Consider the following 21789-nt stretch of genomic DNA (forward strand, 5'->3'; position numbering starts at 1 on the left):
TCCGGCTGCGGGTCCGAGGTGGTTGATCGCGCGGTTCCCCGCGCCCCTGCGGGGCGTTGCGCCGTTACGCCAGCTTCAGCGTGAGCGCGGACTGGAGCAGGCCCGGGGCCGTCCAGGCCGAGCGCTGCCCGGCGTAGGCGGTGCCGAACGTGGTGGTGCCCAGCACCTGCTGCTGCTTCGTCCCCTCCGGCGCGGTCACCGGGACCTGGGTGCCGGAGGGTGCCGTGACGGTCACGGTGTTGCCGATCCGGTACGCGGTGACCTTGCCGGCGTCGAGCGCGGCCTGCCACTTGGCCCGGTTCTGCATCTCGGTGCCGATGGCGCTCTGCCGCAGGTTGACGATCGGGGTGTTGTCGGCGAACAGCCCCTGGTAGTCGGCCAGTACGCGGTCCAGGACCGGGTAGAGCAGGCGGTCCTCGGCCAGGTTGGACTGGTGGGCGTAGTGCGGGCGCGGATCGTTGCCCAGCACGTGCCCGAGGTCGGTGTGGGCCTCGGCGGGCACGATGGCGTCGGTGAATCCGGTGGCCGTGTCCAGCGGCCGGGACAGGCAGGTCGAGGCCGGGTTGTCCTCGCAGATCCCGCTGCCGCCGTCCGCCCTGGACGTGTAGATCCAGTTGTACTCGTCGGCCATCTCGGCCTTGGTGCCCACGTTGTAGTACACGTTCATCGGGTAGCGCGGCACGGTGAGTGTGCCGGTGCCGACGGTCCGCTGCTCGGACTCGCGGGAGTTGTCCGAGGCGGTCCACTTCACGCCGTTGGCGGCGAGCGCGGGGCCCAGGTTGGGGTTGTCCTGCGGCTGCTGGGGCAGCGTCTTCAGACCGGAGTGCTCACCGGTGACCAGCTCGCCCTGGTCGACGGAGAGTCCGTGCTGGAGCGCCCAGGTGTAGTTGTCCGCGACCTCTCCGGAGATGTCCGAGCGGCTCACCCACTTCGTCGAGCCGTCGGCGTTCTTCGCGCAGCTCCACGGCACGGTCGAGGTGTCCTGGACGCAGCCGAGGAACATGTGGGTGTAGGTGTGGTTCACCCAGCGGTACTTGGCCTTGTCCCTCAGCAGCTGGTCTGTCAGCGCGTCCGTGCCGCCGTTCTCGCTCTTCCACTCCTGTCCGGCGCCCGCGTTGAACACCATGTCCAGGGTGAAGCCGTGGCTCTGCTGCCAGGAGGCCGCGTACTGGGCGTCGGCCGCCGTCATGCGGATCGGCGTCCCGGTGTCCTCGCCGCCGCCCGCGCAGTCGATGTCGCCGGGCGTGCAGTTGCGCTCGGGGTCCCAGCGGGCGTCCGGCGCGAAGACGTCGTCCACGTGCACGGCGAAGTAGTTGCGGGCCTGGCCCAGGTGCACGCCCTGCGTCAGCCACTCGACCATGCCGCGGGCCAGCAGCCGGAACTGCTGCTGGTACTGGTTGTAGGCGAACGTCACCACCAGCTCACGGCGGCCGTCGTGCGCGTACTCGCCGAGCAGGCTGCCGTTGCCGGTCCCCCCGGGCACGGGCGTGTCGACGTAGCTGGTGAAGCCGGTGCGCGGCTGCGCCACGAAGCCGTAACTCTCGTCCACCGAGGACGCGTTGTCCTCGAACGAGAACGCCCCGCGCAGATACCCGAACGGGCCCGACCGGCCGGCCGTGCTGACGGTCGCCGTGCGCCCGTCGAGGGTGCCGGCGTACCCGTTGCTGTCGGTGTAGTCGAGGCCCACCTCGGGGTGGGCCCAGGTGTAGGCGTCGAGTTGCGGGATGCCGTACGTCCTCTCGTACGTCTCCAGCGCCGTCTGCTCGGCCGAAGCCGCCCCGAACGGCGCCTCGTTCGGCAGGACCACGCCCTGGAACCTGGCGCGCGGCCGGCCGCCGACGCTGTCGCTCAGGAAGGTGGCGCTGATCGTCGGGCGACCGGAGTCGCCCAGATCGACGGTGGTGTACGGGATGCCCTCGCTCTTCAGCTGGGCCGTGATCGCGCCGACCGGTCCCGCGCCGTCGTCGACGACCAGGACCCGCAGGTCGACACGCGGGTCGGTCGCGGCCGACGCGCCCGGCGCGGCCAGTCCCAGCGTGATGAGCCCCGCGGCCGTCGCGGTGACGCCGGCCGCTCTCCAGCGGTGCGCCCTATGAGCCATGTCAGGTTCCTCCCCCCAGAAGATCCCCGCGCCCGATACGTGACGTCATTGCGGAGGATCAGTGGAAATCTCGCGAATCGGCGGGCAGACGGCCCACCGGAACCCGACGAGTGTGGCTCAGCTCACCGGCCCCCAGGGGGCGGAAATGGCCATGACGCCACGCACAGGTGAACACCCGCAGGAATGAGCGAACGCGCGCACGCGCGTAGTCTCGTCCCGGGTGTTCGCCGACAGGGTGAAGGCCCCGGTTGCCACCTGTCCCCGGGCCTGGGCCTAGGGTCGGCTCTCGGGCCCGGTCGACCCACCCCCATTCGGCCACAGCAACTTCACATCGGAAGCGAGATTTCACCACCGTGACTGCTCTGACTCTCAGCACCGCCGCGGCGCCCGGCCTGCGGGCCGACGCGATCGTGATCGGTGTCGCCAAGGGCGCCGCGGGCCCCGTCGTCGCGCCGGGCGCAGAAGCCGTGGACAAGGCGTACGACGGCAGGCTGGCCGGCGTCCTGGAGACCCTCGGCGCCTCGGGTGCCGAGGGCGAGCTGACGAAGCTGCCCGCCCCGGCCGGCTTCAAGGCACCGCTCGTGGTGGCGGTGGGCCTGGGCGCGGAGCCCGGCACCAAGGACGAGGACACCGGCTGGACCGCGGAGGCGCTGCGCCGGGCCGCCGGCGTGGCCGCCCGCGCGCTCACCGGCTCCAGGAAGGCCGCGTTCGCGCTGCCCGTCGACAGCCCCGGCGCCGTGGAGGCGATCGGCGAGGGCGTCCTGCTCGGCGCCTACTCCTTCGACACCTACAAGGAGAACGGCGGCCAGGCGAAGGGCGCCCGCGCCAAGAACGGCAAGGCGCCGCTCGCCGAGGCCACGCTGCTCGGCGCCAAGCCGCGCGACGCCGCCCACAAGGGGGCCGTCGCCCGCGCCGTCGCGGTCTCCGAGGAGCTGAACCGCGCCCGCGACCTGATCAACATGCCGCCGAACGACCTCACGCCCGCGATCTTCGCCGGCATCGCGCAGGCCGCGGCCAAGGAGCACGGCATCAAGGTGCAGGTGCTCGACGACAAGGCGCTGACCCGTGGCGGCTACGGCGGCATCCTCGGCGTGGGCGGCGGCTCGGCCGCGACCCCGCGCCTGGTGAAGCTGACGTACACGCACCCCAAGGCGGAGAAGCACCTCGCCTACGTCGGCAAGGGCATCACCTACGACTCGGGCGGCATCTCGCTGAAGCCGGCCGGGCACAACGAGACGATGAAGTGCGACATGAGCGGTGCCGCCGCCGTGTTCGCCGCCGTCGTCGCCGCCGCGCGGCTCGGCCTGGAGGTCAACGTCACCGGCTGGCTGGCGCTGGCCGAGAACATGCCGTCCGGCTCGGCCGTGCGCCCCGGCGACGTGCTGCGCATGTACAGCGGCAAGACCGTCGAGGTCCTCAACACCGACGCCGAGGGCCGCCTCGTCCTCGCCGACGCGCTGTGGGCGGCCTCGCTGGAGAGCCCGGACGCGATCGTGGACGTCGCCACGCTGACCGGCGCCATGATGCTGGCGCTGGGCAGCCGGACGTTCGGCGTGATGGCCAACGACGACGCGTTCCGCACCGCGGTGCACGAGGCGGCCGACGAGGTCGGCGAGCCGGCGTGGCCGATGCCGCTGCCGGAGCACCTGCGCAAGGGCATGGAGTCCACCGTCGCGGACATCGCGAACATGGGCGAGCGGATGGGCGGCGGGCTCGTCGCCGGTCTGTTCCTGCGCGAGTTCGTGGGCGAGGGCATCACCTGGGCGCACCTCGACATCGCCGGCCCGGCGTTCAACGAGGGCGGCCCCTTCGGCTACACGCCCAAGGGCGGTACGGGTTCCGCCGTGCGCACCCTGGTCCGTCTCGCCGAGCTGACCGCCGCGGGCGACCTGGGCTGAGCCGCCCGGCGGCTCAGGTCCGCTCCGCGTACCGCCGAGGACGGGGGCGCGGGGGCTGTTCACGCAGCTCCCGCGCCCCTGTCCGCGTACGCCCCCCGTTCTCGGCGGTACGTGGGGTGCCTCACACTCAGGCCCCGCGTCTCGTTCGCCTCGAACAAGTGCAAAGATGGAGCCCGGCAGGACAGGGCCCCCACCGAAGGGCCGAAGCATCAAGCGGCCGGACACCAGCCGCCCGCCGGTCAGTGACGACCGGCGCAAGGCGCACATGCATGGAGGACGTGACGTGGCGAACGACGCCAGCACCGTTTTCGACCTAGTGATCCTCGGCGGTGGTAGCGGTGGTTACGCCGCGGCCCTGCGCGGGGCGCAGCTGGGCCTGGACGTCGCCCTGATCGAGAAGGACAAGGTCGGCGGCACCTGCCTGCACCGGGGTTGCATCCCCACCAAGGCCCTGCTGCACGCGGGCGAGATCGCCGACCAGGCCCGCGAGAGCGAGCAGTTCGGCGTCAAGGCCACCTTCGAGGGCATCGACATCGCGGGCGTCCACAAGTACAAGGACGGCGTGATCTCCGGCCTGTACAAGGGCCTGCAGGGTCTCGTCGCCTCCCGCAAGGTGACGTACATCGAGGGCGAGGGCCGGCTGTCCTCCCCCACCTCGGTCGACGTGAACGGGCAGCGCGTCGAGGGCCGCCACGTCCTGCTGGCGACCGGCTCCGTGCCGAAGTCGCTGCCGGGTCTGGAGATCGACGGCGACCGCATCATCTCCTCCGACCACGCCCTCGTCCTGGACCGCGTGCCCAAGTCCGCGATCATCCTGGGCGGCGGTGTCATCGGCGTCGAGTTCGCCTCGGCGTGGAAGTCCTTCGGCTCGGACGTCACGGTCGTCGAGGGCCTGAAGCACCTCGTCCCCGTCGAGGACGAGAACAGCTCGAAGCTCCTCGAGCGCGCGTTCCGCAAGCGCGGGATCAAGTTCAACCTGGGCACCTTCTTCCAGAAGGCCGAGTACACCCAGGACGGCGTCAAGGTCACCCTCGCCGACGGCAAGGAGTTCGAGGCCGAGGTCCTCCTCGTCGCCGTCGGCCGCGGCCCGGTCTCCCAGGGCCTCGGCTACGAGGAGCAGGGTGTCGCCATGGACCGGGGCTACGTCCTGGTCGACGAGTACATGCGCACCAACGTTCCGACCATCTCCGCCGTCGGTGACCTCGTCCCGACCCTCCAGCTCGCGCACGTCGGCTTCGCCGAGGGCATCCTGGTGGCGGAGCGTCTGGCCGGTCTCAAGACCGTCCCGATCGACTACGACGGTGTCCCGCGGGTGACGTACTGCCACCCGGAGGTCGCCTCCGTGGGTATCACCGAGGCCAAGGCCAAGGAGATCTACGGCGCGGACAAGGTCGTCGCTCTGAAGTACAACCTGGCGGGCAACGGCAAGAGCAAGATCCTCAACACCTCGGGCGAGATCAAGCTCGTCCAGGTCAAGGACGGTGCCGTGGTCGGCGTCCACATGGTCGGCGACCGCATGGGCGAGCAGGTCGGCGAGGCCCAGCTGATCTACAACTGGGAGGCGCTGCCGGCCGAGGTGGCCCAGCTCATCCACGCCCACCCGACGCAGAACGAGGCGCTCGGCGAGGCCCACCTGGCGCTGGCCGGCAAGCCGCTGCACTCCCACGACTGAGCCTTCGGTCAACGGGCGCGACGACACAGACTTCCGCAATTCGTAAGGAGCAACCGAAACCATGGCGGTTTCCGTAACCCTTCCGGCGCTCGGCGAGAGCGTCACCGAGGGCACTGTCACCCGCTGGCTGAAGGCCGAGGGCGAGCGCGTCGAGGCCGACGAGCCGCTGCTCGAGGTCTCGACCGACAAGGTCGACACCGAGATCCCCTCGCCCGCCGCCGGCGTGCTGGCCTCCATCAAGGTCGCCGAGGACGAGACCGTCGAGGTCGGCGCCGAGCTGGCCGTCATCGACGACGGCACCGGTGCCCCCGCGGCCGCTCCGGCCCCCGCCGCCGAGGCCGCTCCGGCTCCGGCCGCCGAGCCCGCCCCGGCCGCCCAGGCCGCCCCGTCCACCGAGCAGGCCGCCCCCGCGCCGGCCCCGACCGCGGAGGCCGCCTCCGGCGGTGGTTCCGCGGAGGGCACCGACGTGGTGCTGCCCGCGCTCGGCGAGTCCGTCACCGAGGGCACCGTCACCCGCTGGCTGAAGTCGGTGGGCGACTCCGTCGAGGCCGACGAGCCGCTGCTCGAGGTCTCCACGGACAAGGTCGACACCGAGATCCCCGCGCCGACCTCGGGCGTGCTGCTCGAGATCGTCGTCGGTGAGGACGAGACCGCCGAGGTCGGCGCCAAGCTGGCCGTCATCGGTGCTCCCGGTGCCGCCCCGGCCGCCGCTCCGGCTCCGGCCGCCCCGGCGCCCGCCGCCGCTGCCCCGGCCGCCCCCGCGGCTCCGGCCGCTCCGGCGCCCGCCCCGGCCGCCCCGGCTCCGGCCCCCGCCGCTCCGGCCGCGCCCGCGGCCGCCGCCCCGGCTCCGGTCCAGCCCGCGGCTCCGGCTCCGGCCGCCGCCCCGGCTCCGGTCACCCCGGCCACCGCTCCCTCCTCCCCGACCGCCACCCAGGCGACGGACGAGGGCGCCTACGTCACCCCGCTGGTGCGCAAGCTCGCCGCCGAGAACGGCGTCGACCTGGCCGGCGTCAAGGGCACCGGTGTCGGCGGCCGCATCCGCAAGCAGGACGTCCTCGCCGCCGCCGAGGCCGCGAAGGCCGCCGCCGCCCCGGCGCCGGCCGCCGCCGCTGCCCCGGCCGCCAGGAAGGCGCCCGCGCTGGAGGCCTCCCCGCTGCGCGGCCAGACCGTCAAGATGCCGCGCATCCGCAAGGTCATCGGCGACAACATGGTCAAGGCCCTGCACGAGCAGGCCCAGCTGTCGTCGGTCGTCGAGGTCGACGTCACCCGCCTGATGCGCCTGCGCGCCCAGGCCAAGGACTCCTTCGCCGCGCGCGAGGGCGTCAAGCTCTCCCCGATGCCGTTCTTCGTGAAGGCGGCGGCCCAGGCGCTGAAGGCCCACCCGGTCATCAACGCCAAGATCAACGAGGCCGAGGGCACGATCACCTACTTCGACTCCGAGAACGTCGGAATCGCGGTGGACTCCGAGAAGGGCCTGATGACCCCGGTCATCAAGCACGCCGGCGACCTCAACATCGCGGGCATCGCCAAGGCCACGGCGGAGCTGGCCGGCAAGGTCCGCGCCAACAAGATCACTCCGGACGAGCTGTCCGGCGCGACCTTCACCATCTCCAACACCGGTTCGCGCGGCGCGCTGTTCGACACGATCATCGTGCCGCCGGGCCAGGTCGCGATCCTCGGCATCGGTGCCACGGTCAAGCGTCCGGCCGTCATCGAGACCGAGGAGGGCACGGTCATCGGCGTCCGCGACATGACCTACCTGACCCTCTCCTACGACCACCGCCTGGTGGACGGCGCCGACGCGGCCCGTTACCTGACGGCGGTCAAGGCGATCCTGGAGGCGGGCGAGTTCGAGGTCGAGCTCGGCCTCTGATCTCCCGATCAGGCAGTACGGCACCCCGTCCGGAGCTTTTCCGGGCGGGGTGTTCGTGTTTGTCGGCACACGAAGCGTGTAAGGCTCGTCTCACCTGCGCAAAAGCACCCCCATGCGCCCTGCTCGCCGAGCGAACCGGCCGTATTGTCTAAACGTCGAAGCCCCGGGGGCCCAGCACGGCCCCTTCCGAAGGAGCCCTCATGACCGCGCCCGTCGTCCACTCGCTGCGCGAGCAGATCCGCGAGCACATCGTGGAGGGGATCGTCAGCGGGCGCTGGCAGCCGGGTGAGCGGATCGTCGAGCGCCGGATCGCCACCGAGCTGGAGGTCAGTCAGACCCCGGTCCGGGAGGCCCTGCGCGAGCTGGAGTCGCTGCGGCTGATCGAGTCCGCGCCGAACAAGGGCGTACGGGTGCGGAACCTGACGGCGGCCGACCTGGAGGAGAGCTACCCGGTCCGGGCGGGCCTGGAGGCCATCGCCGCGGAGCTGGCGGCGGCCCGCCTCGCGGAGGACTGCTCGGCCCTGGAGCCGCACGTGCTGGCCCTGTACGAGGCCGACCGGGACGCCGACGGCACGGCCCAGGTCCGGCACACCGTCGGCTTCCACCGCGAGCTGGTGCGCGCCGCGGACAACTCGGTGCTGCTGCACACCTGGGAGGGCCTCGGCATCGAGGTCTTCACGGCGCTGTCGATCCGCTGGCTGGGCACGGTCCAGCAGTCCTACGCGGAGGAGCACGAGGAGCTGGTGCAGGCGTTCAAGCGCCGGGACCCGAGGATCGCGGAGCTGGTGAAGGCCCACGTCCTCGGCTGCGCCCCGCGCCCTTGATCCAGTCGAGCACGCCCGCGCTCACCTGCGAAAACCCTGATCGACTGCGGCACCCGGTGCCCGCGCCCAAGGCACCGCGTGCCGACTTTCTCCAAATCAAGAGGTTTTCGCCCTCAACCCTTTGATCGATCATCGATCAGGGAGTTACAGTCGCCGACGGACCTCCACCGAGGTCCGCTGCCCTGTCCTGCCAAAGACACAAGGGCACCCCCGAACCCTTACCGATGAGGGAACCCCCTTCGACTGAGGAAGGCGGCGACATGACCGACCCCAAGGCCATCCAGCCGAGCGCGCTCGACCAGCTCCCGGACCGCGACCCGGAGGAGACCGCCGAATGGCAGGCCTCCCTGGACGCCGTGGCCAGGGAGGCGGGGCCGCACCGCGCCGCGTACCTGATGCGCCGCACGCTGGAGCGGGCCGAAGCGGGCGGCGTCGCGCTGCCGAAGCTCCTCGAGACGGACTACGTCAACACCATCCCCACCTCCGCCGAGCCGGGCCTGCCCGGTGACCCGGAGATGGAGGCCCGGATCACCGCCTGGAACCGCTGGAACGCGGCGGCGATGGTGACCCGCGGCGCGAAGCACGGCGTCGGCGGCCACATCGCCACCTTCGCCTCCGCGGCCTGGCTGTACGAGACCGGCTTCAACCACTTCTTCAAGGGCAAGGAGGCGGACGGCTCCGGCGACCAGCTGTACATCCAGGGCCACGCCTCCCCCGGCATCTACGCCCGCGCCTTCCTCGACGGCCGCCTCGACGAGGTCCACCTGGACAACTTCCGCCAGGAGGCCGGCGGCAACGGCCTGCCGTCGTACCCGCACCCGCGCCGCCTGCCCTGGCTGTGGGAGTTCCCGACGGTGTCCATGGGCCTCGGCCCGCTGTCGGCGATCTACCAGGCGCGCTTCAACCGCTACCTCACCAACCGCTCCATCAAGGACGTCTCCGCGTCCCACGTCTGGGCCTTCCTCGGCGACGGCGAGATGGACGAGCCGGAGTCGACGGCGGCCATCGCGCTCGCCGCCCGTGAGGAGCTCGACAACCTCACCTTCGTCATCAACTGCAACCTGCAGCGCCTCGACGGACCGGTCCGCGCCAACTTCAAGATCGTGCAGGAGCTGGAGGCCCAGTTCCGCGGCGCCGGCTGGAACGTCATCAAGACGCTGTGGGGCACGGCCTGGGACGAGCTGTTCCAGCTCGACACCACCGGCGCGCTCGTACGCCGCCTGCGCGAGGTGCCCGACGCGCAGATCCAGACGTACCAGACCCGCGGCGCCGCCTACATCCGCGAGGACTTCTTCGGCAAGGACCCGGCGCTCGCCGAGATGGCGAAGCTGCTGAGCGACGACAAGATCCTCGAGTGCTTCCACCTCTCCCGCGGTGGTCACGAGGCCCGCAAGGTCTACGCCGCGTACAAGGCCGCCGTCGAGCACAAGGGCGCCCCGACCGTGATCCTGGCCCAGACGGTCAAGGGCCACACCCTCGGCGAGGGCTTCGCGTCGAAGAACGCCAACCACCAGATGAAGAAGCTGTCGGTGGACGAGTTCAAGACGATGCGGGACCTGCTGGAGCTGCCCATCAAGGACAGCGACTTCACCGACGGCGTGGTGCCCTACGGCCACCCGGGCGCCGACTCCCCCGAGGTCCGCTACCTCCAGGAGCGCCGCGCGGCCCTCGGCGGCCCCGCCCCGGCCCGCCGCACGCACGCCCTGGCCCCGCTGCCCGCCCCCGCCGAGAAGGCCTTCGCCTCCTTCGACAAGGGCTCCGGCTCGCAGAACGTGGCCACCACGATGGCCTTCGTCCGCCTGGTCAAGGACCTCGTCCGCGACAAGGAGACGGGCCGGCGCTGGGTGCCGATCGTCCCCGACGAGGCGCGCACCTTCGGTATGGAGTCGCTCTTCCCGTCCCTCGGCATCTACTCGCCCAAGGGCCAGACGTACGAGCCGGTCGACCGCGACCAGCTGATGTACTACAAGGAGGCCAAGAACGGCCAGATCCTCAACGAGGGGATCACCGAGGCCGGTTCGATGGCCGACTTCATCGCCGCGTCCACCGCGTACGCGACGCACGGCGAGGCGATGATCCCCTTCTACATCTTCTACTCGATGTTCGGCTGGCAGCGCACCGCCGACCAGATGTGGCAGCTCGGCGACCAGCTCGGCCGCGGCTTCCTCGTCGGCGCGACGGCCGGCCGCACGACGCTGACGGGCGAGGGCCTCCAGCACGCCGACGGCCACTCCCCCGTGATCGCGGCCACCAACCCGGCGGCGCTGACGTACGACCCCGCGTTCGCCTACGAGATCGCGGTCATCGTCCGTGAGGGTCTGCGCCGGATGTACGGCGAGGCCAAGCCGGGCGAGGACCAGAACGTCTTCTACTACCTGACGGTCTACAACGAGCCGATGCCGCAGCCGGCCAAGCCGGCCGGGCTCGGCATCGACGAGGCCATCGTCAAGGGCCTGTACCGCTTCAACACGGCGGAGTCCGCGGGTGTGACCGCCCCGGCCAACGCCCCGCGCATCCAGCTGCTCGGCTCGGGCACGGCGATCCACTGGGCCCTCGAGGCGCAGCGGCTGCTCGCGGAGGAGTGGGGCGTGTCCGCCGACGTGTGGTCCGCGACCTCCTGGTCGGAGCTGCGCCGCGACGCGCTGGAGGCCGACGCGGCCCTGCTGCGCGGCGAGGAGCGCGTGCCGTACGTCCGCCAGGCGCTGCACGGCGCCGAGGGCCCGGTCCTCGCGGTCTCCGACTACATGCGCCAGGTGCCGGACCAGATCGCGCAGTGGGTCGAGCAGGACTGGTCCTCGCTGGGCGCCGACGGCTTCGGTCTGTCGGACACCCGTGAGGCCGCCCGCCGCCACTTCGGCGTCGACGCCCAGTCGATCGTCGTCGCGGCCCTGGCCCAGCTGGCGGCACGCGGTGAGGTCAAGGCGGCGTCGGTGAAGGAAGCCCGCGAGAAGTACGGGCTGTAGTCGCACCGGGGTCCCGGGGAAGGGGGTACGGCAGCCGCCGTACCCCCTTCCTGTCGGTGGTCCCCGGCATCATGAGGGGATGCGCGCCGCCCGGCTCATCAAGATGGTCCTCCTGCTCCAGTCCCGCCCGGTCATGACCGCGGCCGAGCTGGCGCGGGAGCTGGAGGTGTCGGAGCGGACGGTCACCCGGGACGCGCAGGCGCTGTCGGAGGCGGGGGTGCCGGTGTACGCCGACCGGGGGCGGGCCGGCGGGTACCGGCTGGTCGGCGGGTACCGGACACGGCTCACCGGGCTGGCCCGGAGCGAGGCCGAGGCGCTGTTCCTCAGCGGGGTGCCGGGGGCGCTGCGGGAGATGGGCCTGGAGGACGCCGCCTCGGCCGCCCGGCTGAAGGTCTCCGCCGCGCTGCTGCCGTCGCTGCGGGACGCCCCGGACAGTGCCGCCCAGCGGTTCCACCTGGACGCACCCGCCTGGTTCCGGGAGCCGGAGACGCCCGCGCTGCTCCCCGTGCTCGCCGAGGCGGTCTGGGAGGACCGGCGGGTCGCCGCCCGCTACCGCCGCGGGGACGAGGAGGTCCGGCGGACGCTGGAGCCGTACGGGCTCGTGCTGAAGGCGGGCGTCTGGTACCTGTGCGCGCGGGTGGCCGGCGGCGGTTCCGTCCGCACCTACCGGATCGACCGGTTCGGTGCGCTGGACGTCCTCGACGAGCGCTACGAGCGGGACGAGGACTTCGACCTGCCCGGTCACTGGGCGGCCGAGGCCGAGCGGTTCGCGCGGTCGATCCTGCGCGCCGAGGCCGTCGTACGGCTGTCCCCGGAGGGCGTGCGCAGGCTGCCGTACGCCGTCGATCCGCTGTCCGCGCGGGAGGCGCTCGGCGGTGCGGGCCAGCCGGACGCCGGAGGCTGGGTGACGGTGACGCTGCCGGTGGAGTCGCAGGAGGTCGCGCACTCCCAGCTGACCGCACTCGGACCGGAGGCCGAGGTGCTGGCACCGGCGGCCCTGCGGGAGCGGTTCGCGGCGGACGCGGCCCGGATCGCGGCGCTCTACCGGGGCGCGGACGGCGGGTAACGATCCGCGGTACTCCGCGTGCGGCCCACCGGCCCAGGCCCGATGCTGGTGCCGTGATGGACGAGACGGAGTTCTGGGAGCTGATCGACACCACGCGCGCGGCCGCCGAGGGTGATCCCGAGGAGCAGGCCGACGTGCTCGTGGACCGGCTGCTCCAGATGGACCCCGAACTGGTCCTGGACTTCGCCCGTCACTTCGAGGCCCGCTACAACCGCGCCTACCGCTGGGACCTGTGGGGTGCCGCCTGGGTGCTGCTGGACGGGTGCAGCGACGACGCGTTCGACTTCTTCCGGTGCTGGCTGATCGGCCAGGGCCGGGAGGTCTTCGAGGGCGCCGTGCACGAACCGGACTCGCTGGCCGAGCTACTGGACGATTTCGACGACGAGATCGACGGCGACGGCGAGGAGCTGGGCTACGCGGCGGACGAGGCCTACGAGCAGCTGACCGGCACCGTCGCGCCCGACCTCGGCATCGCCCCGGCGCCCTCCGAACCGGAGGGGACGCCCGTGGACTTCGAGAACGAAGGGGCGCTCGCGCAGCGGTATCCCCGGCTGTGGGAGCGGTTCAGGGAGTGACGGCCCGGGTCAGACGGCCGGGCGCCCGCGGGTGGTGTCCGCCGGCAGGTGGGCCTGGACGCCGGCGGCCCGGTGGGCGTGGTGCGGCGGGGCGGCGTTGGCCCGGTCGAGGGCGGACGCGGTGACGGCGGCGGGTCCGAGGACGACGCTGGCGACCGCGCATACCACCACCCAGGGGGCCCGGACGGTCCGGATCCAGCCGGTCCACTCCCGCGCGGTCCCGGTACGACTGCTCTTCATGGTCCCCACCTCCGGTCACCGGCAGGGCGCCGGGGAGCCGCGCGGCTCGTCGTGCCGGTGGCCCCGGAGCTCTTCGGACGACACGCATGGTCCCACTCTCGGGGCGTTGTTCCGTGCCCGCGATGTGCGCTGTGCCACCTGGTGGAACCATCGTCCTGGTCCGGGACGTTTCTGCGGGTACACGCTCACATGGCCGGTTCGCCGTCCGGTGGCCGCTCATGTGTGCGTGGCTGATCAGCGGGCCCGCCCCGTCCGTACTGAGGGGTCCTACAGAAAGGCGGCTCCGTGGACCTGCTCGACCTGGTGCTTGTGCTGGTGGTCCTCGTCTACGCGGTGTCCGGTTACCGGCGCGGGCTGGTGGCCGGATGCGTCTCCCTGGCCGGCTTCGTCGGCGGTGCGGCCGTCGGTGTGTGGATGCTGCCGTGGGTCATGGATCTGGTGGAGCGCGGTTCGGCGCAGGCGACGGTGCTCGCGGTGGCGACGGTGCTGGTGCCGGCGGTGGTGGGGCACGCGCTGGCGGGCCGGCTGGCGCTGCGGCTGCGCGGCGAGCTGGACCGGGGACCGCTGCGGGTGGCGGACGGTCTGGGCGGCGCGGCGGCGAACTCGGTGGCGGTCCTGGTCGTGGCCTGGGTGGCGGCGAGCGTGCTGGGCGCGGCCCCCTCGCAGGGCCTGGCCTCGGCGCTGCGGAACTCGGCGGTGCTGGGCGCGGTGCAGGAGGCGATGCCGGACACCACGCCCGCGTGGTTCTCGCGGGCCACGTCCGCGCTGACCGAGGCGGGCTTCCCGCAGGTCTTCAATCCGTTCGAGAACGAGTCGACGGCGCGGGTGGCGCGGCCCACCGGTGACAGCGTCACCCCGGCGGCGGCGAGCGCGGCCCGGCTGAGCACGGTGAAGATCGAGGGTGCCTCGGGGGCCGAGGGGCGGGAGGGCAGTGGCTTCGTCTACTCGGCCCGGCACGTGATGACCAACGCGCACGTGGTGGCGGGCATCGACCGGCCGAGCGTGCGGGTGGGCGGGGTCGGGCGGTCGTACGAGGCCCGGGTGGTGCTCTTCGACCCCGACCGGGACGTGGCGGTGCTGTTCGTGCCGGGGCTGAGCGCACCGGTGCTGCGCTTCGACACGAGCGCGGTGCGCGGCGACTCGGCCGTGGTGGCCGGCTATCCGCAGGACGGGAGCCTGAACCTGCAGGCGGCGACGGTCGCGAACCGGGTGCGGGCGACCGGCCAGAACATCTACAACGACCGCGCGGTGACCCGGGAGATCTACTCGATCCGCTCCACGGTGCGGCCGGGCAACTCCGGCGGCCCGCTGCTGACCACCGAGGGCCGGGTGTTCGGGGTGGTCTTCGCGCGCTCCACCTCGGACGCCGAGACGGGGTACGTGCTGACGGCGGCCGAGGTGGCGAACGACGCGTCCCGCGCGGCCCTGGCGACCCTCCCGGTGGACACGGGCGAGCTGGTCGACTCGTGAGCGCCGGGCGGCCGGGTCAGAGCCGGCGGCCCATGAGGACGTCGTCGACGTAGCGGCCGTCGAGGTGGAACTCCTCGGGCAGCACGCCCTCCACGGTGAAGCCCTCGGACTCGTAGAGAGTGCGGGCCGGGGTGTTGTGCCCGAGGACCCGCAGGGTGAGGCGCCGGGCACCACGCCTGCGCGCCTCCGCGGCGGCGGCCCGGATCAGCAGGCGCCCGACGCCCCGGCCGCGTGCCTCCTCGGCCACGGCGAAGCCCTGGATCGCGAGGACGTGCGCGTTGGAGGCCAGCGGGGTGGCGTGGACCAGGCGGACGTAGCCGGCGACGCGCCCCTTGAGCGCGGCGGGTTCGTCGAGTTCGGCGACGAGGTAGTCGTCGGGGGTGTGCCGCTCGTCGAAGAAGGGCTCGTAGGGCGGCTCCGGCGCGGGGGTCACGGCGTGCAGGGTGGACCAGACGGCCCGGTCGAGTGCGGCCAGGTCACCGCCGTCCTCGGGGCGGGCCGGGCGTATGTGCGGTTGCGGCATGCCGATCACCCTACGGGGGCTGCCCCCGGCGTCCCACCGGGTTACGCGCGGGCCCTGCGGTCATGCTGGGGTCATGGAACGTTCGCGAATCGCGGTGGCCGGTGCGTCCGGTCTCATCGGCAGCGCCCTGGTGCGGTCCCTGACCGACGACGGGCACGAGGTGGTCCGGTTGGTGCGGCGTGCGCCCCGGGGTCCCGGGGAGGTCCGCTGGGATCCGGAGCGGGGCTCCGTGGACGCGGCGGGGCTGATCGGCTGTGACGCGGTGGTCGACCTGGCCGGGGCCGGGATCGGCGACCGGCGCTGGACCCCGGAGTACAAGCGGCTGATCCGGGACAGCCGGGTGCTGGGCACCGCGGCGCTGGCGGAGGCGGTCGCCTCGCTGGCGGAGCCGCCGAAGGTGTTCGTCAGCGGCAGCGCGATCGGCTTCTACGGCGACACCGGTGACCGGGTGGTGGACGAGAGCGCCCCGCCGGGCGACGGTTTCCTGCCGTCGCTGTGCGTGGAGTGGGAGGAGGCGGCGGCGCCGGCCGAGGAGGCGGGCGTGCGGACGGTGTTCGTGCGGACGGGGCTGGTGGTGGCGCGCGGCGGCGGTGCCTGGGGGCGGCTGTTCCCACTGTTCAAGGCGGGGCTCGGGGGGCGGCTCGGCGACGGCCGGCAGTACTGGTCGTACATCGCGCTGGCCGACGAGGTCGCGGCGATCCGGCATCTCATCGACGGCGAGTCGCTGTCGGGCCCGTTCAACCTGACGGCGCCCGAGCCGCTGACGAACCGTGAGATCACCGAGGCGATGGCCCGGGTGCTGCGCCGTCCTGCCCTGTTCCCGGTGCCGGCGCCGGTGCTGCGGGCGGCGCTGGGCGAGCTGGCCGGGGATGTGCTGGGCAGTCAGCGGGTGGTGCCCGCGAGGCTGCTGGAGTCGGGGTTCCGGTTCGCGTTCCCGGGCATCGACGACGCGATCCGTGCGGCGGGCTGAGCCGGCCGCGGACCAGTGCCTGTAACACCGGAGAACGGACGTGACCGTATGCGACCTCCATGCGACCGTGCCCTGTCGATGCGCGACTGAACCTGACCGGTAGGAGCCCTAACCTCGACCCGAACTCGGGTATCCCCGAAGCCTGTTGGGGGCATGACGTCTCCACCGGCCGCGCAACCACAGGAGGGGCCTCGTGCTTGAGCCCGTGTACCAGGTGGACGTCGTCATCGTGGGAGCCGGAATCGCCGGCCTCTCGGCGGCTCATCGGCTGACCAGCGCAGGAATCACGACCGCAGTCCTGGAAGCCGCTCCCTGTGCGGGCGGCCGGATGTCGACGGAGAAGGTCGACGGCTTCCGGCTCGACCGCATAGGACAGCTGCTGTCCACGTCCTTTCCCGAACTCCGGCTGACGCCGGGCCTGGAATCCCTGCCCGTGCGCCGGTTCGCGCCGGGCGTCCTCCTGCACCGCGACGGACGCACCCATCGCGCGGGCGCACCGGCGGCCGGAGGAAGCGCAAGGGGCGCACTCCACGCGGTGCGCGCCCTGGCGAGCGCCCCTCGGAACCCGGCGGTCGCGCCCGGCCGGGCCGGTGCGCCGGTGGGCGGCGCGGTGGACCAGGCGCGGCTGGGCGCCGCGCTCGGGAGGATCGCCTCGACCCCCGTCGAGCGCATCCTGGCCCGCCCCGAGATGCCCGCCGCCCAGGCCCTCGCCCAGCGCGGGGTGCCCGCCCGGACCATCGACGGCTTTCTGCGCCCGCTGCTCGCCGCGCTGCTGTGCGATCCCGGGCTGAGCACGTCCAGCCGGTGTGCCGACCTGGCGTTGCGGGCCTTCGCGAGCGGACGGCTGTGCGTCCCGGAGGGCGGCGCGGAGATGCTGCCGGAACTGCTGGCGCGGGCGCTGCCGGCCGGCACCGTGCACACCGGGGTGCGGGTCACCTCCGTGTCCACGACCTCGGTGACCACCGCCGAGCACGGGGAGATCCGCTGCCGGGCGGTACTGCTGGCGACCGACGCGCGGGCCGCCGCGCGGCTGCTGCCCGGGCTCCGGGTACCGGACTTCCACCCGGTGACCGTCGTCCACCACACCACCGACGAGCCCTCGGCGTCCTTCGCGGCCGGCGCCTCGCTGCTGCTGGACGCCGACCGGGGCGGGCCGGTGGCGCACACGGCGGTGCTCAGCAACGTGGACCCGAGCCGGGCGCCGGCCGGACGGGTGCTGATCTCCTCGACGGTGCTGGGCAGGCCGCCGGAGAGCGTGGACACGGCGGTCCGCATCCATCTCTCCCGCCTCTACGGCACCTCCACGCGCCGCTGGGAGACGCTGGCCGTGCACCACACGCCGGAGGCGGTACCGGCGATGCGCCCGCCGCACGACCTGCGCCGTCCGGTGCGGCTGCTGGCCGGACTGTACGTGTGCGGCGACCACCGGGACACCAGCACCGTCCAGGGCGCCCTGCACTCGGCCCACCGGGCCGCCGCGGCGATCCTCACGGACCTCGGCGCCACGGGTTCGATGCACCGGGCCGACCCGGCGCCGACGCTGCCGAGGGCGGCGTAGCGCACCCCTGCACGGGGGGCGCACGGCCGGCCGCGCGCCCCCGCTCAGCCCAGGGCGGCCACCTTCTCCCGGTAGCCGCGCACCGGCGCCGCGTCCCGGTACGGCTCCAGCCGGCGTTCGAAGTCCCTGACGTACTCCACCGCGCGGGCGCTGCGCATCTCCGCCGCCTGGCCCGCGGCCTCCGCGGCCAGCGCGCAGGCCTGGTCGAGTTCGCCGAGGCCGAGCCGGGCGGTGGCGAGGACGACCCGGCAGAACAGACGGCTGCGCGCGTAGGAGGGGGCGCGCAGCTGCAGGGAGCGCTCGGCGTGCTGCGCGGCGGCCCGGAACTGCTGGAGATCGCGGTGGCAGTGCCCCAGCTCGTCGGCGAGCTGCGCCTCGTCGAAGAACCTCGCCCAGTACGGCACCTCGTCCCCCGGCCGGGCGGCCTCCAGGGCCCGCTCGGCCCGGACCAGCGCGGCGGTGCACGCCCGCACCTCGCCCAGGACGCCGTGCGCCCTCGCCTCGGACGCGTGCAGCAGCGCCTGGACGACCGGCGGGGCGCCGGTGCCGACGCCCTGCTGGGCCACCCGGGCCAGCTGTACGGCCTCCCGGCCGTGGCCCAGGTAGACGGCCTGGCGGCTCATGGTGACGAGGACGTAGGAGCCGTAGGGCCGGTCGCCCGCCGCCTGGGCGAGCCGCAGGGCCTGGACGAAGTAGCGCTGGGCGAGCCCGTGCGCGGCGATGTCGTACGACGTCCAGCCCGCGAGCCGGGTGAGGTCCGCCGCGGCCGCGAACAGGCGGCGCCCCGTCTGCTCGTCGTAGCTGCCGCGCAGCATCGACTCGCACTCGTGCTCCAGATAGCGCACCAGGGCCTGCCGGGCGTGGCCACCGCCGAAGCGGTCGTCGAGGGTGCGGAACAGCTCCCCGACCGAGCGCAGCGCGGCGATGTCGCCGCCGGAGACCCGGTGGCCGGTGGCTCGTTCCGCGTGCCCGCGCACCCGCGGCGGGGCGAGCGGCAGGGGCTTGGCCGCGGCCGGCCTCCCCTGCGCGGGCACCCGGGCCACCGGTTCACGGGCCACCCTGTCGTCGGGCTTGCCGATCAGCCAGTCCCGGCTCGGCACCACGAGGCCGGCCGGGGTGAAGGCGATCTTCCGCAGCTCGGCGTGGCTGCCGGAGTCCTTGCGCCACAGCCCGCTGACGATGTCGACGGCCTCCTCCGGGGTGGCCGCGAACTCCAGCCCGGCGTACACCGGGGCACAGGCGTCCAGGCCGAGGTCCTGGGCGGTGAGCCGGCGGCCGAGCCGACGGGTGAACACCTCGGCGATGAGGGCGGGGGTCGTGCCGCGCGGCTGCTGCCCGCGCAGCCAGCGGGTGACCGAGGTCTTGTCGTATCTGAGGTCCAGCCCGTGCTCCAGGCCGAGCTGGTCGACGCGACGAGCCAGACCCGCGTTGGAGAACCCCGCTTCTGCGATGAGCGCGGCGAGCTGTCGGTTGGGAGTGCGCTGCGCGGGTCGGTCCGTCATCTGCGGTACGGTCTCCTGCCTTCCGGGCTTGTGAAGTGCCGGGATTGCCTGTGAGCAGCCCTTTTGCCCTCACGAACGGCGCGAATGTAGCGGAGAGTGAGCAGACGATCGCATAGTTCCCCAGCGATTCATCCGATCGTGTGAGGATTGGCCCCACGGCTGACGTACGCCGGCCGGACGTACAGTGGCGTGGGCGCGTTACGTGCCTGACACCGGTCGCTGAGGGAGGCGCTTGCCGTGAGTGAGTTGCGGTTCGTCCGCATGGGGTTCGGCGCGGACGCCGTCGAGTACCAGGAGGCCTGGGACGAGCAGCGCCGGGTGCACGCGGCCCGGTTCGCCGACGAGGTCCCGGACACCGTGCTGCTGCTGGAGCACCCCCCGGTGTACACGGCCGGCCGCCGCACCGCGGACAGCGAGCGCCCGCTGGACGGCACCCCCGTGATCGACGTGGACCGCGGCGGCAAGATCACCTGGCACGGGCCGGGCCAGCTGGTGGGCTACCCGATCCAGAAGCTGCCCCGCCCGGTGGACGTCGTCGCCCATGTGCGCCGGCTGGAGGAGGCCCTCATCCGCACCTGCGCCGAGTTCGGCCTGGAGACCACCCGGGTCGAGGGCCGCAGCGGGGTGTGGGTGCTCGGCGACCCGGTCGAGCAGCGGCCCGCGCTCGGCGGACTGTCCCTGGACCTCGACCCGCGGCTGGCCGACGAGGAGTTCGACCCCCGGCTGAACGGCCCCGAGTACGCCCCCTCCAACGCGGGCCAGCGGCGCGAGGACCGCAAGATCGCCGCGATCGGCATCCGCGTCGCGAAGGGCGTCACGATGCACGGTTTCGCCCTGAACGTGAACCCGGACAACAAGTGGTTCGACCGGATCATCCCGTGCGGCATCCGGGACGCCGGGGTGGCCTCGCTGGCGGCCGAGCTGGGCCGGGACCTCACGATCGAGGAGGTCCTGCCGGTGGTCGAGAAGCACCTGAAGGACATCCTGGAGCACGCGGAGCTCGCACCCCGCGTGATCGAGAAGGCGACCGCCTGACCGACGGGAACGCGCCCTGCATCCGCGAGGTCGGCCTAACCGGCAGGGCGCAAGGAACACGGGCGTACCCTGGTGTGCGCCGAGGAATCAAAGCTTAGGGAGCCGGTCGTGTCCGCAGTCGCACCCGACGGACGCAAGATGCTGCGCCTGGAGGTCCGCAACAGCCAGACCCCCATCGAGCGCAAGCCCGAGTGGATCAAGACCCGGGCGAAAATGGGTCCCGAGTACACGAAGATGCAGAACCTCGTGAAGAGCGAGGGCCTGCACACGGTCTGCCAGGAAGCCGGCTGCCCGAACATCTACGAGTGCTGGGAGGACCGCGAGGCGACCTTCCTCATCGGCGGCGACCAGTGCACCCGGCGCTGCGACTTCTGCCAGATCGACACCGGCAAGCCCGAGGCGCTCGACCGCGACGAGCCGCGCCGCGTGGGTGAGTCCGTGGTCACCATGGACCTGAACTACGCGACCATCACCGGCGTCGCCCGCGACGACCTGGAGGACGGCGGCGCCTGGCTGTACGCCGAGACCGTGCGCCAGATCCACGCGCAGACGGCCGGCCGTGAGGGCGGCCACACCAAGGTCGAGCTCCTCGCCCCCGACTTCAACGCGGTCCCCGAGCAGCTGGCGGAGGTCTTCTCCGCCCGCCCCGAGGTGTTCGCGCACAACGTCGAGACGGTCCCCCGCATCTTCAAGCGCATCCGCCCCGGCTTCCGCTACGAGCGCTCGCTGAAGGTCATCACCGAGGCCCGCGACTACGGTCTGGTCACGAAGTCCAACCTGATCCTCGGCATGGGCGAGACCCGCGAGGAGGTCGGCGAGGCGCTGCGGCAGCTGCACGACGCGGGCTGCGAGCTGGTCACCATCACCCAGTACCTGCGCCCCTCCGTCCGCCACCACCCCGTGGAGCGCTGGGTGAAGCCCCACGAGTTCGTGGAGCTGAAGGAGGAGGCCGAGCAGATCGGTTTCTCCGGCGTCATGTCGGGGCCGCTCGTGCGGTCCTCGTACCGCGCCGGGCGCCTTTACCGGATGGCCGTCGAGAAGCGTGGTGCGTACATCGCCGGCCAGGCGGTGTGAGCCGAGCGTGTGAATTCACGCACAAGTAGCTACTGGCCAGTAATGGCCGAGACGACGCGGTCCTGACCGTCCTCGCTGATGAGGGCGACCGTCAGGGCCGCGTCGGCGTTCGAGGGTCCCGCATCAAGGTTTCATCGGCGTTTGACCGCTCGGTCACGCCCTGGTAACACCAATCAGTGACTCTGGTATCACGCCTCGTACACCACCCGTCCCGAGGGGGGACCTCGATCATGCAGGCCGCGCCCGTCCGCGCCACCGCCATCCCGTCCTTCACCGACGCGCTCCGCGCCGTCGAGTCCCTGCTCATGAGCAGCGGTCAGCGCACCGCCCGCCGCAACGCCTGGACCTCCGTGCTGGAGGACCGCCGCCGCGCCAAGGACCGGGTCGAGGCGCAGCGCGTCCTGGAGCAGCAGGCCGCCGTCCGCTCCTGATCCCCTCGCACCGG

General features: G+C 72.7%; 17 protein-coding genes. 13 read left to right on the plus strand and 4 right to left on the minus strand.

From position 1 onward, the window contains the following. Nucleotides 1-64: 64 nt before the first annotated feature. Entirely contained in the window at nt 65-2101 is a 2037-nt protein-coding gene (locus N8I86_RS12160) for a hypothetical protein (RefSeq protein WP_263277761.1), read from the minus strand. A 353-nt stretch (nt 2102-2454) separates the two neighbouring features. On the opposite strand from N8I86_RS12160, the gene N8I86_RS12165 reads away from it, so the two are divergent. The 7 genes from N8I86_RS12165 to N8I86_RS12195 all read left to right on the plus strand — a co-directional run bounded on the left by N8I86_RS12165 (nt 2455) and on the right by N8I86_RS12195 (nt 12972). Continuing rightward, nucleotides 2455-3999 carry a leucyl aminopeptidase gene (locus N8I86_RS12165; RefSeq protein ID WP_073893124.1) on the plus strand — a complete coding sequence of 515 codons (1545 nt, stop codon included), beginning with the start codon at nt 2455-2457 and terminating at the stop codon, nt 3997-3999. 283 nt (nt 4000-4282) lie between these two features. Continuing rightward, on the plus strand, nt 4283-5671 hold the full coding sequence (gene lpdA, locus N8I86_RS12170; RefSeq protein WP_263277762.1) for a dihydrolipoyl dehydrogenase: 1389 nt from the start codon (nt 4283-4285) through the stop codon (nt 5669-5671). Between the two features lie 61 nt (nt 5672-5732). Then, nucleotides 5733-7544, plus strand: a complete 1812-nt coding sequence (gene sucB, locus N8I86_RS12175) for a 2-oxoglutarate dehydrogenase, E2 component, dihydrolipoamide succinyltransferase (protein WP_073893130.1) — start codon at nt 5733-5735, stop codon at nt 7542-7544. Nucleotides 7545-7744: 200 nt separating this feature from the next. Next, nucleotides 7745-8368: a GntR family transcriptional regulator gene (locus N8I86_RS12180; protein ID WP_073893133.1), complete on the plus strand. Its 624-nt coding sequence runs from the start codon at nt 7745-7747 to the stop codon at nt 8366-8368. Between the two features lie 260 nt (nt 8369-8628). Then, on the plus strand, nt 8629-11331 hold the full coding sequence (gene aceE / locus N8I86_RS12185) for a pyruvate dehydrogenase (acetyl-transferring), homodimeric type (protein ID WP_263277763.1): 2703 nt from the start codon (nt 8629-8631) through the stop codon (nt 11329-11331). 79 nt (nt 11332-11410) lie between these two features. Then, complete coding sequence (locus tag N8I86_RS12190) at nt 11411-12397, plus strand: helix-turn-helix transcriptional regulator (protein ID WP_263277764.1); 987 nt, start codon at nt 11411-11413, stop codon at nt 12395-12397. A 56-nt stretch (nt 12398-12453) separates the two neighbouring features. Then, nucleotides 12454-12972: a DUF4240 domain-containing protein gene (locus N8I86_RS12195; protein WP_123438118.1), complete on the plus strand. Its 519-nt coding sequence runs from the start codon at nt 12454-12456 to the stop codon at nt 12970-12972. A gap of 9 nt (nt 12973-12981) precedes the next feature. Here the strand turns inward: N8I86_RS12195 and N8I86_RS12200 are convergent, their stop codons facing one another. Then, on the minus strand, nt 12982-13212 hold the full coding sequence (locus N8I86_RS12200) for a hypothetical protein (protein WP_263277765.1): 231 nt from the start codon (nt 13210-13212) through the stop codon (nt 12982-12984). 285 nt (nt 13213-13497) lie between these two features. Between N8I86_RS12200 and N8I86_RS12205 the strand changes: the two genes are divergently transcribed. Then, complete coding sequence (locus N8I86_RS12205) at nt 13498-14682, plus strand: MarP family serine protease (protein WP_073893151.1); 1185 nt, start codon at nt 13498-13500, stop codon at nt 14680-14682. Between the two features lie 16 nt (nt 14683-14698). Here N8I86_RS12205 and N8I86_RS12210 read toward each other — a convergent pair whose 3' ends face one another. Then, nucleotides 14699-15205: a GNAT family N-acetyltransferase gene (locus N8I86_RS12210; protein ID WP_185091407.1), complete on the minus strand. Its 507-nt coding sequence runs from the start codon at nt 15203-15205 to the stop codon at nt 14699-14701. Nucleotides 15206-15278: 73 nt separating this feature from the next. On the opposite strand from N8I86_RS12210, the gene N8I86_RS12215 reads away from it, so the two are divergent. Together N8I86_RS12215 and N8I86_RS12220 are read left to right on the plus strand one after the other, a co-directional pair. Next, nucleotides 15279-16175: a TIGR01777 family oxidoreductase gene (locus N8I86_RS12215; RefSeq protein ID WP_263277766.1), complete on the plus strand. Its 897-nt coding sequence runs from the start codon at nt 15279-15281 to the stop codon at nt 16173-16175. Nucleotides 16176-16368: 193 nt separating this feature from the next. After that, on the plus strand, nt 16369-17733 hold the full coding sequence (locus N8I86_RS12220) for an NAD(P)/FAD-dependent oxidoreductase (RefSeq protein WP_263277767.1): 1365 nt from the start codon (nt 16369-16371) through the stop codon (nt 17731-17733). A gap of 44 nt (nt 17734-17777) precedes the next feature. Here the strand turns inward: N8I86_RS12220 and N8I86_RS12225 are convergent, their stop codons facing one another. Continuing rightward, on the minus strand, nt 17778-19235 hold the full coding sequence (locus N8I86_RS12225; protein ID WP_073893186.1) for a regulator: 1458 nt from the start codon (nt 19233-19235) through the stop codon (nt 17778-17780). 237 nt (nt 19236-19472) lie between these two features. Here N8I86_RS12225 and lipB point away from each other — a divergent pair, with 237 nt between their 5' ends. The 3 genes from lipB (at nt 19473) to N8I86_RS12240 (ending at nt 21775) form a co-directional block, all read left to right on the plus strand. Then, on the plus strand, nt 19473-20270 hold the full coding sequence (gene lipB / locus N8I86_RS12230; protein WP_073893188.1) for a lipoyl(octanoyl) transferase LipB: 798 nt from the start codon (nt 19473-19475) through the stop codon (nt 20268-20270). Nucleotides 20271-20378: 108 nt separating this feature from the next. Next, nucleotides 20379-21344, plus strand: a complete 966-nt coding sequence (gene lipA, locus N8I86_RS12235) for a lipoyl synthase (RefSeq protein WP_073893191.1) — start codon at nt 20379-20381, stop codon at nt 21342-21344. A gap of 230 nt (nt 21345-21574) precedes the next feature. Next, the gene (locus tag N8I86_RS12240) at nt 21575-21775 is read left to right on the plus strand and encodes an SCO2195 family GlnR-regulated protein (RefSeq protein ID WP_073893194.1); all 201 of its coding nucleotides are present in this window, start codon (nt 21575-21577) and stop codon (nt 21773-21775) included. Nucleotides 21776-21789: the final 14 nt, after the last annotated feature.

Origin of the sequence: Streptomyces albidicamelliae (genome assembly GCF_025642175.1) — a bacterium.
Lineage (GTDB): Bacteria > Actinomycetota > Actinomycetes > Streptomycetales > Streptomycetaceae > Streptomyces > Streptomyces albidocamelliae.

What these genes read in the sequence shown, in the direction of transcription:
- aceE (WP_263277763.1), top strand. Translation starts at nt 8,629, where the DNA reads ATGACCGACCCCAAGGCCATCCAGCCGAGCGCGCTCGACCAGCTCCCG.
- N8I86_RS12195 (WP_123438118.1), top strand. Translation starts at nt 12,454, where the DNA reads ATGGACGAGACGGAGTTCTGGGAGCTGATCGACACCACGCGCGCGGCC.
- N8I86_RS12240 (WP_073893194.1), top strand. Translation starts at nt 21,575, where the DNA reads ATGCAGGCCGCGCCCGTCCGCGCCACCGCCATCCCGTCCTTCACCGAC.
- N8I86_RS12160 (WP_263277761.1), bottom strand. Translation starts at nt 2,101, where the DNA reads ATGGCTCATAGGGCGCACCGCTGGAGAGCGGCCGGCGTCACCGCGACG.
- sucB (WP_073893130.1), top strand. Translation starts at nt 5,733, where the DNA reads ATGGCGGTTTCCGTAACCCTTCCGGCGCTCGGCGAGAGCGTCACCGAG.
- N8I86_RS12180 (WP_073893133.1), top strand. Translation starts at nt 7,745, where the DNA reads ATGACCGCGCCCGTCGTCCACTCGCTGCGCGAGCAGATCCGCGAGCAC.
- N8I86_RS12190 (WP_263277764.1), top strand. Translation starts at nt 11,411, where the DNA reads ATGCGCGCCGCCCGGCTCATCAAGATGGTCCTCCTGCTCCAGTCCCGC.
- N8I86_RS12210 (WP_185091407.1), bottom strand. Translation starts at nt 15,205, where the DNA reads ATGCCGCAACCGCACATACGCCCGGCCCGCCCCGAGGACGGCGGTGAC.
- N8I86_RS12215 (WP_263277766.1), top strand. Translation starts at nt 15,279, where the DNA reads ATGGAACGTTCGCGAATCGCGGTGGCCGGTGCGTCCGGTCTCATCGGC.
- N8I86_RS12200 (WP_263277765.1), bottom strand. Translation starts at nt 13,212, where the DNA reads ATGAAGAGCAGTCGTACCGGGACCGCGCGGGAGTGGACCGGCTGGATC.
- N8I86_RS12225 (WP_073893186.1), bottom strand. Translation starts at nt 19,235, where the DNA reads ATGACGGACCGACCCGCGCAGCGCACTCCCAACCGACAGCTCGCCGCG.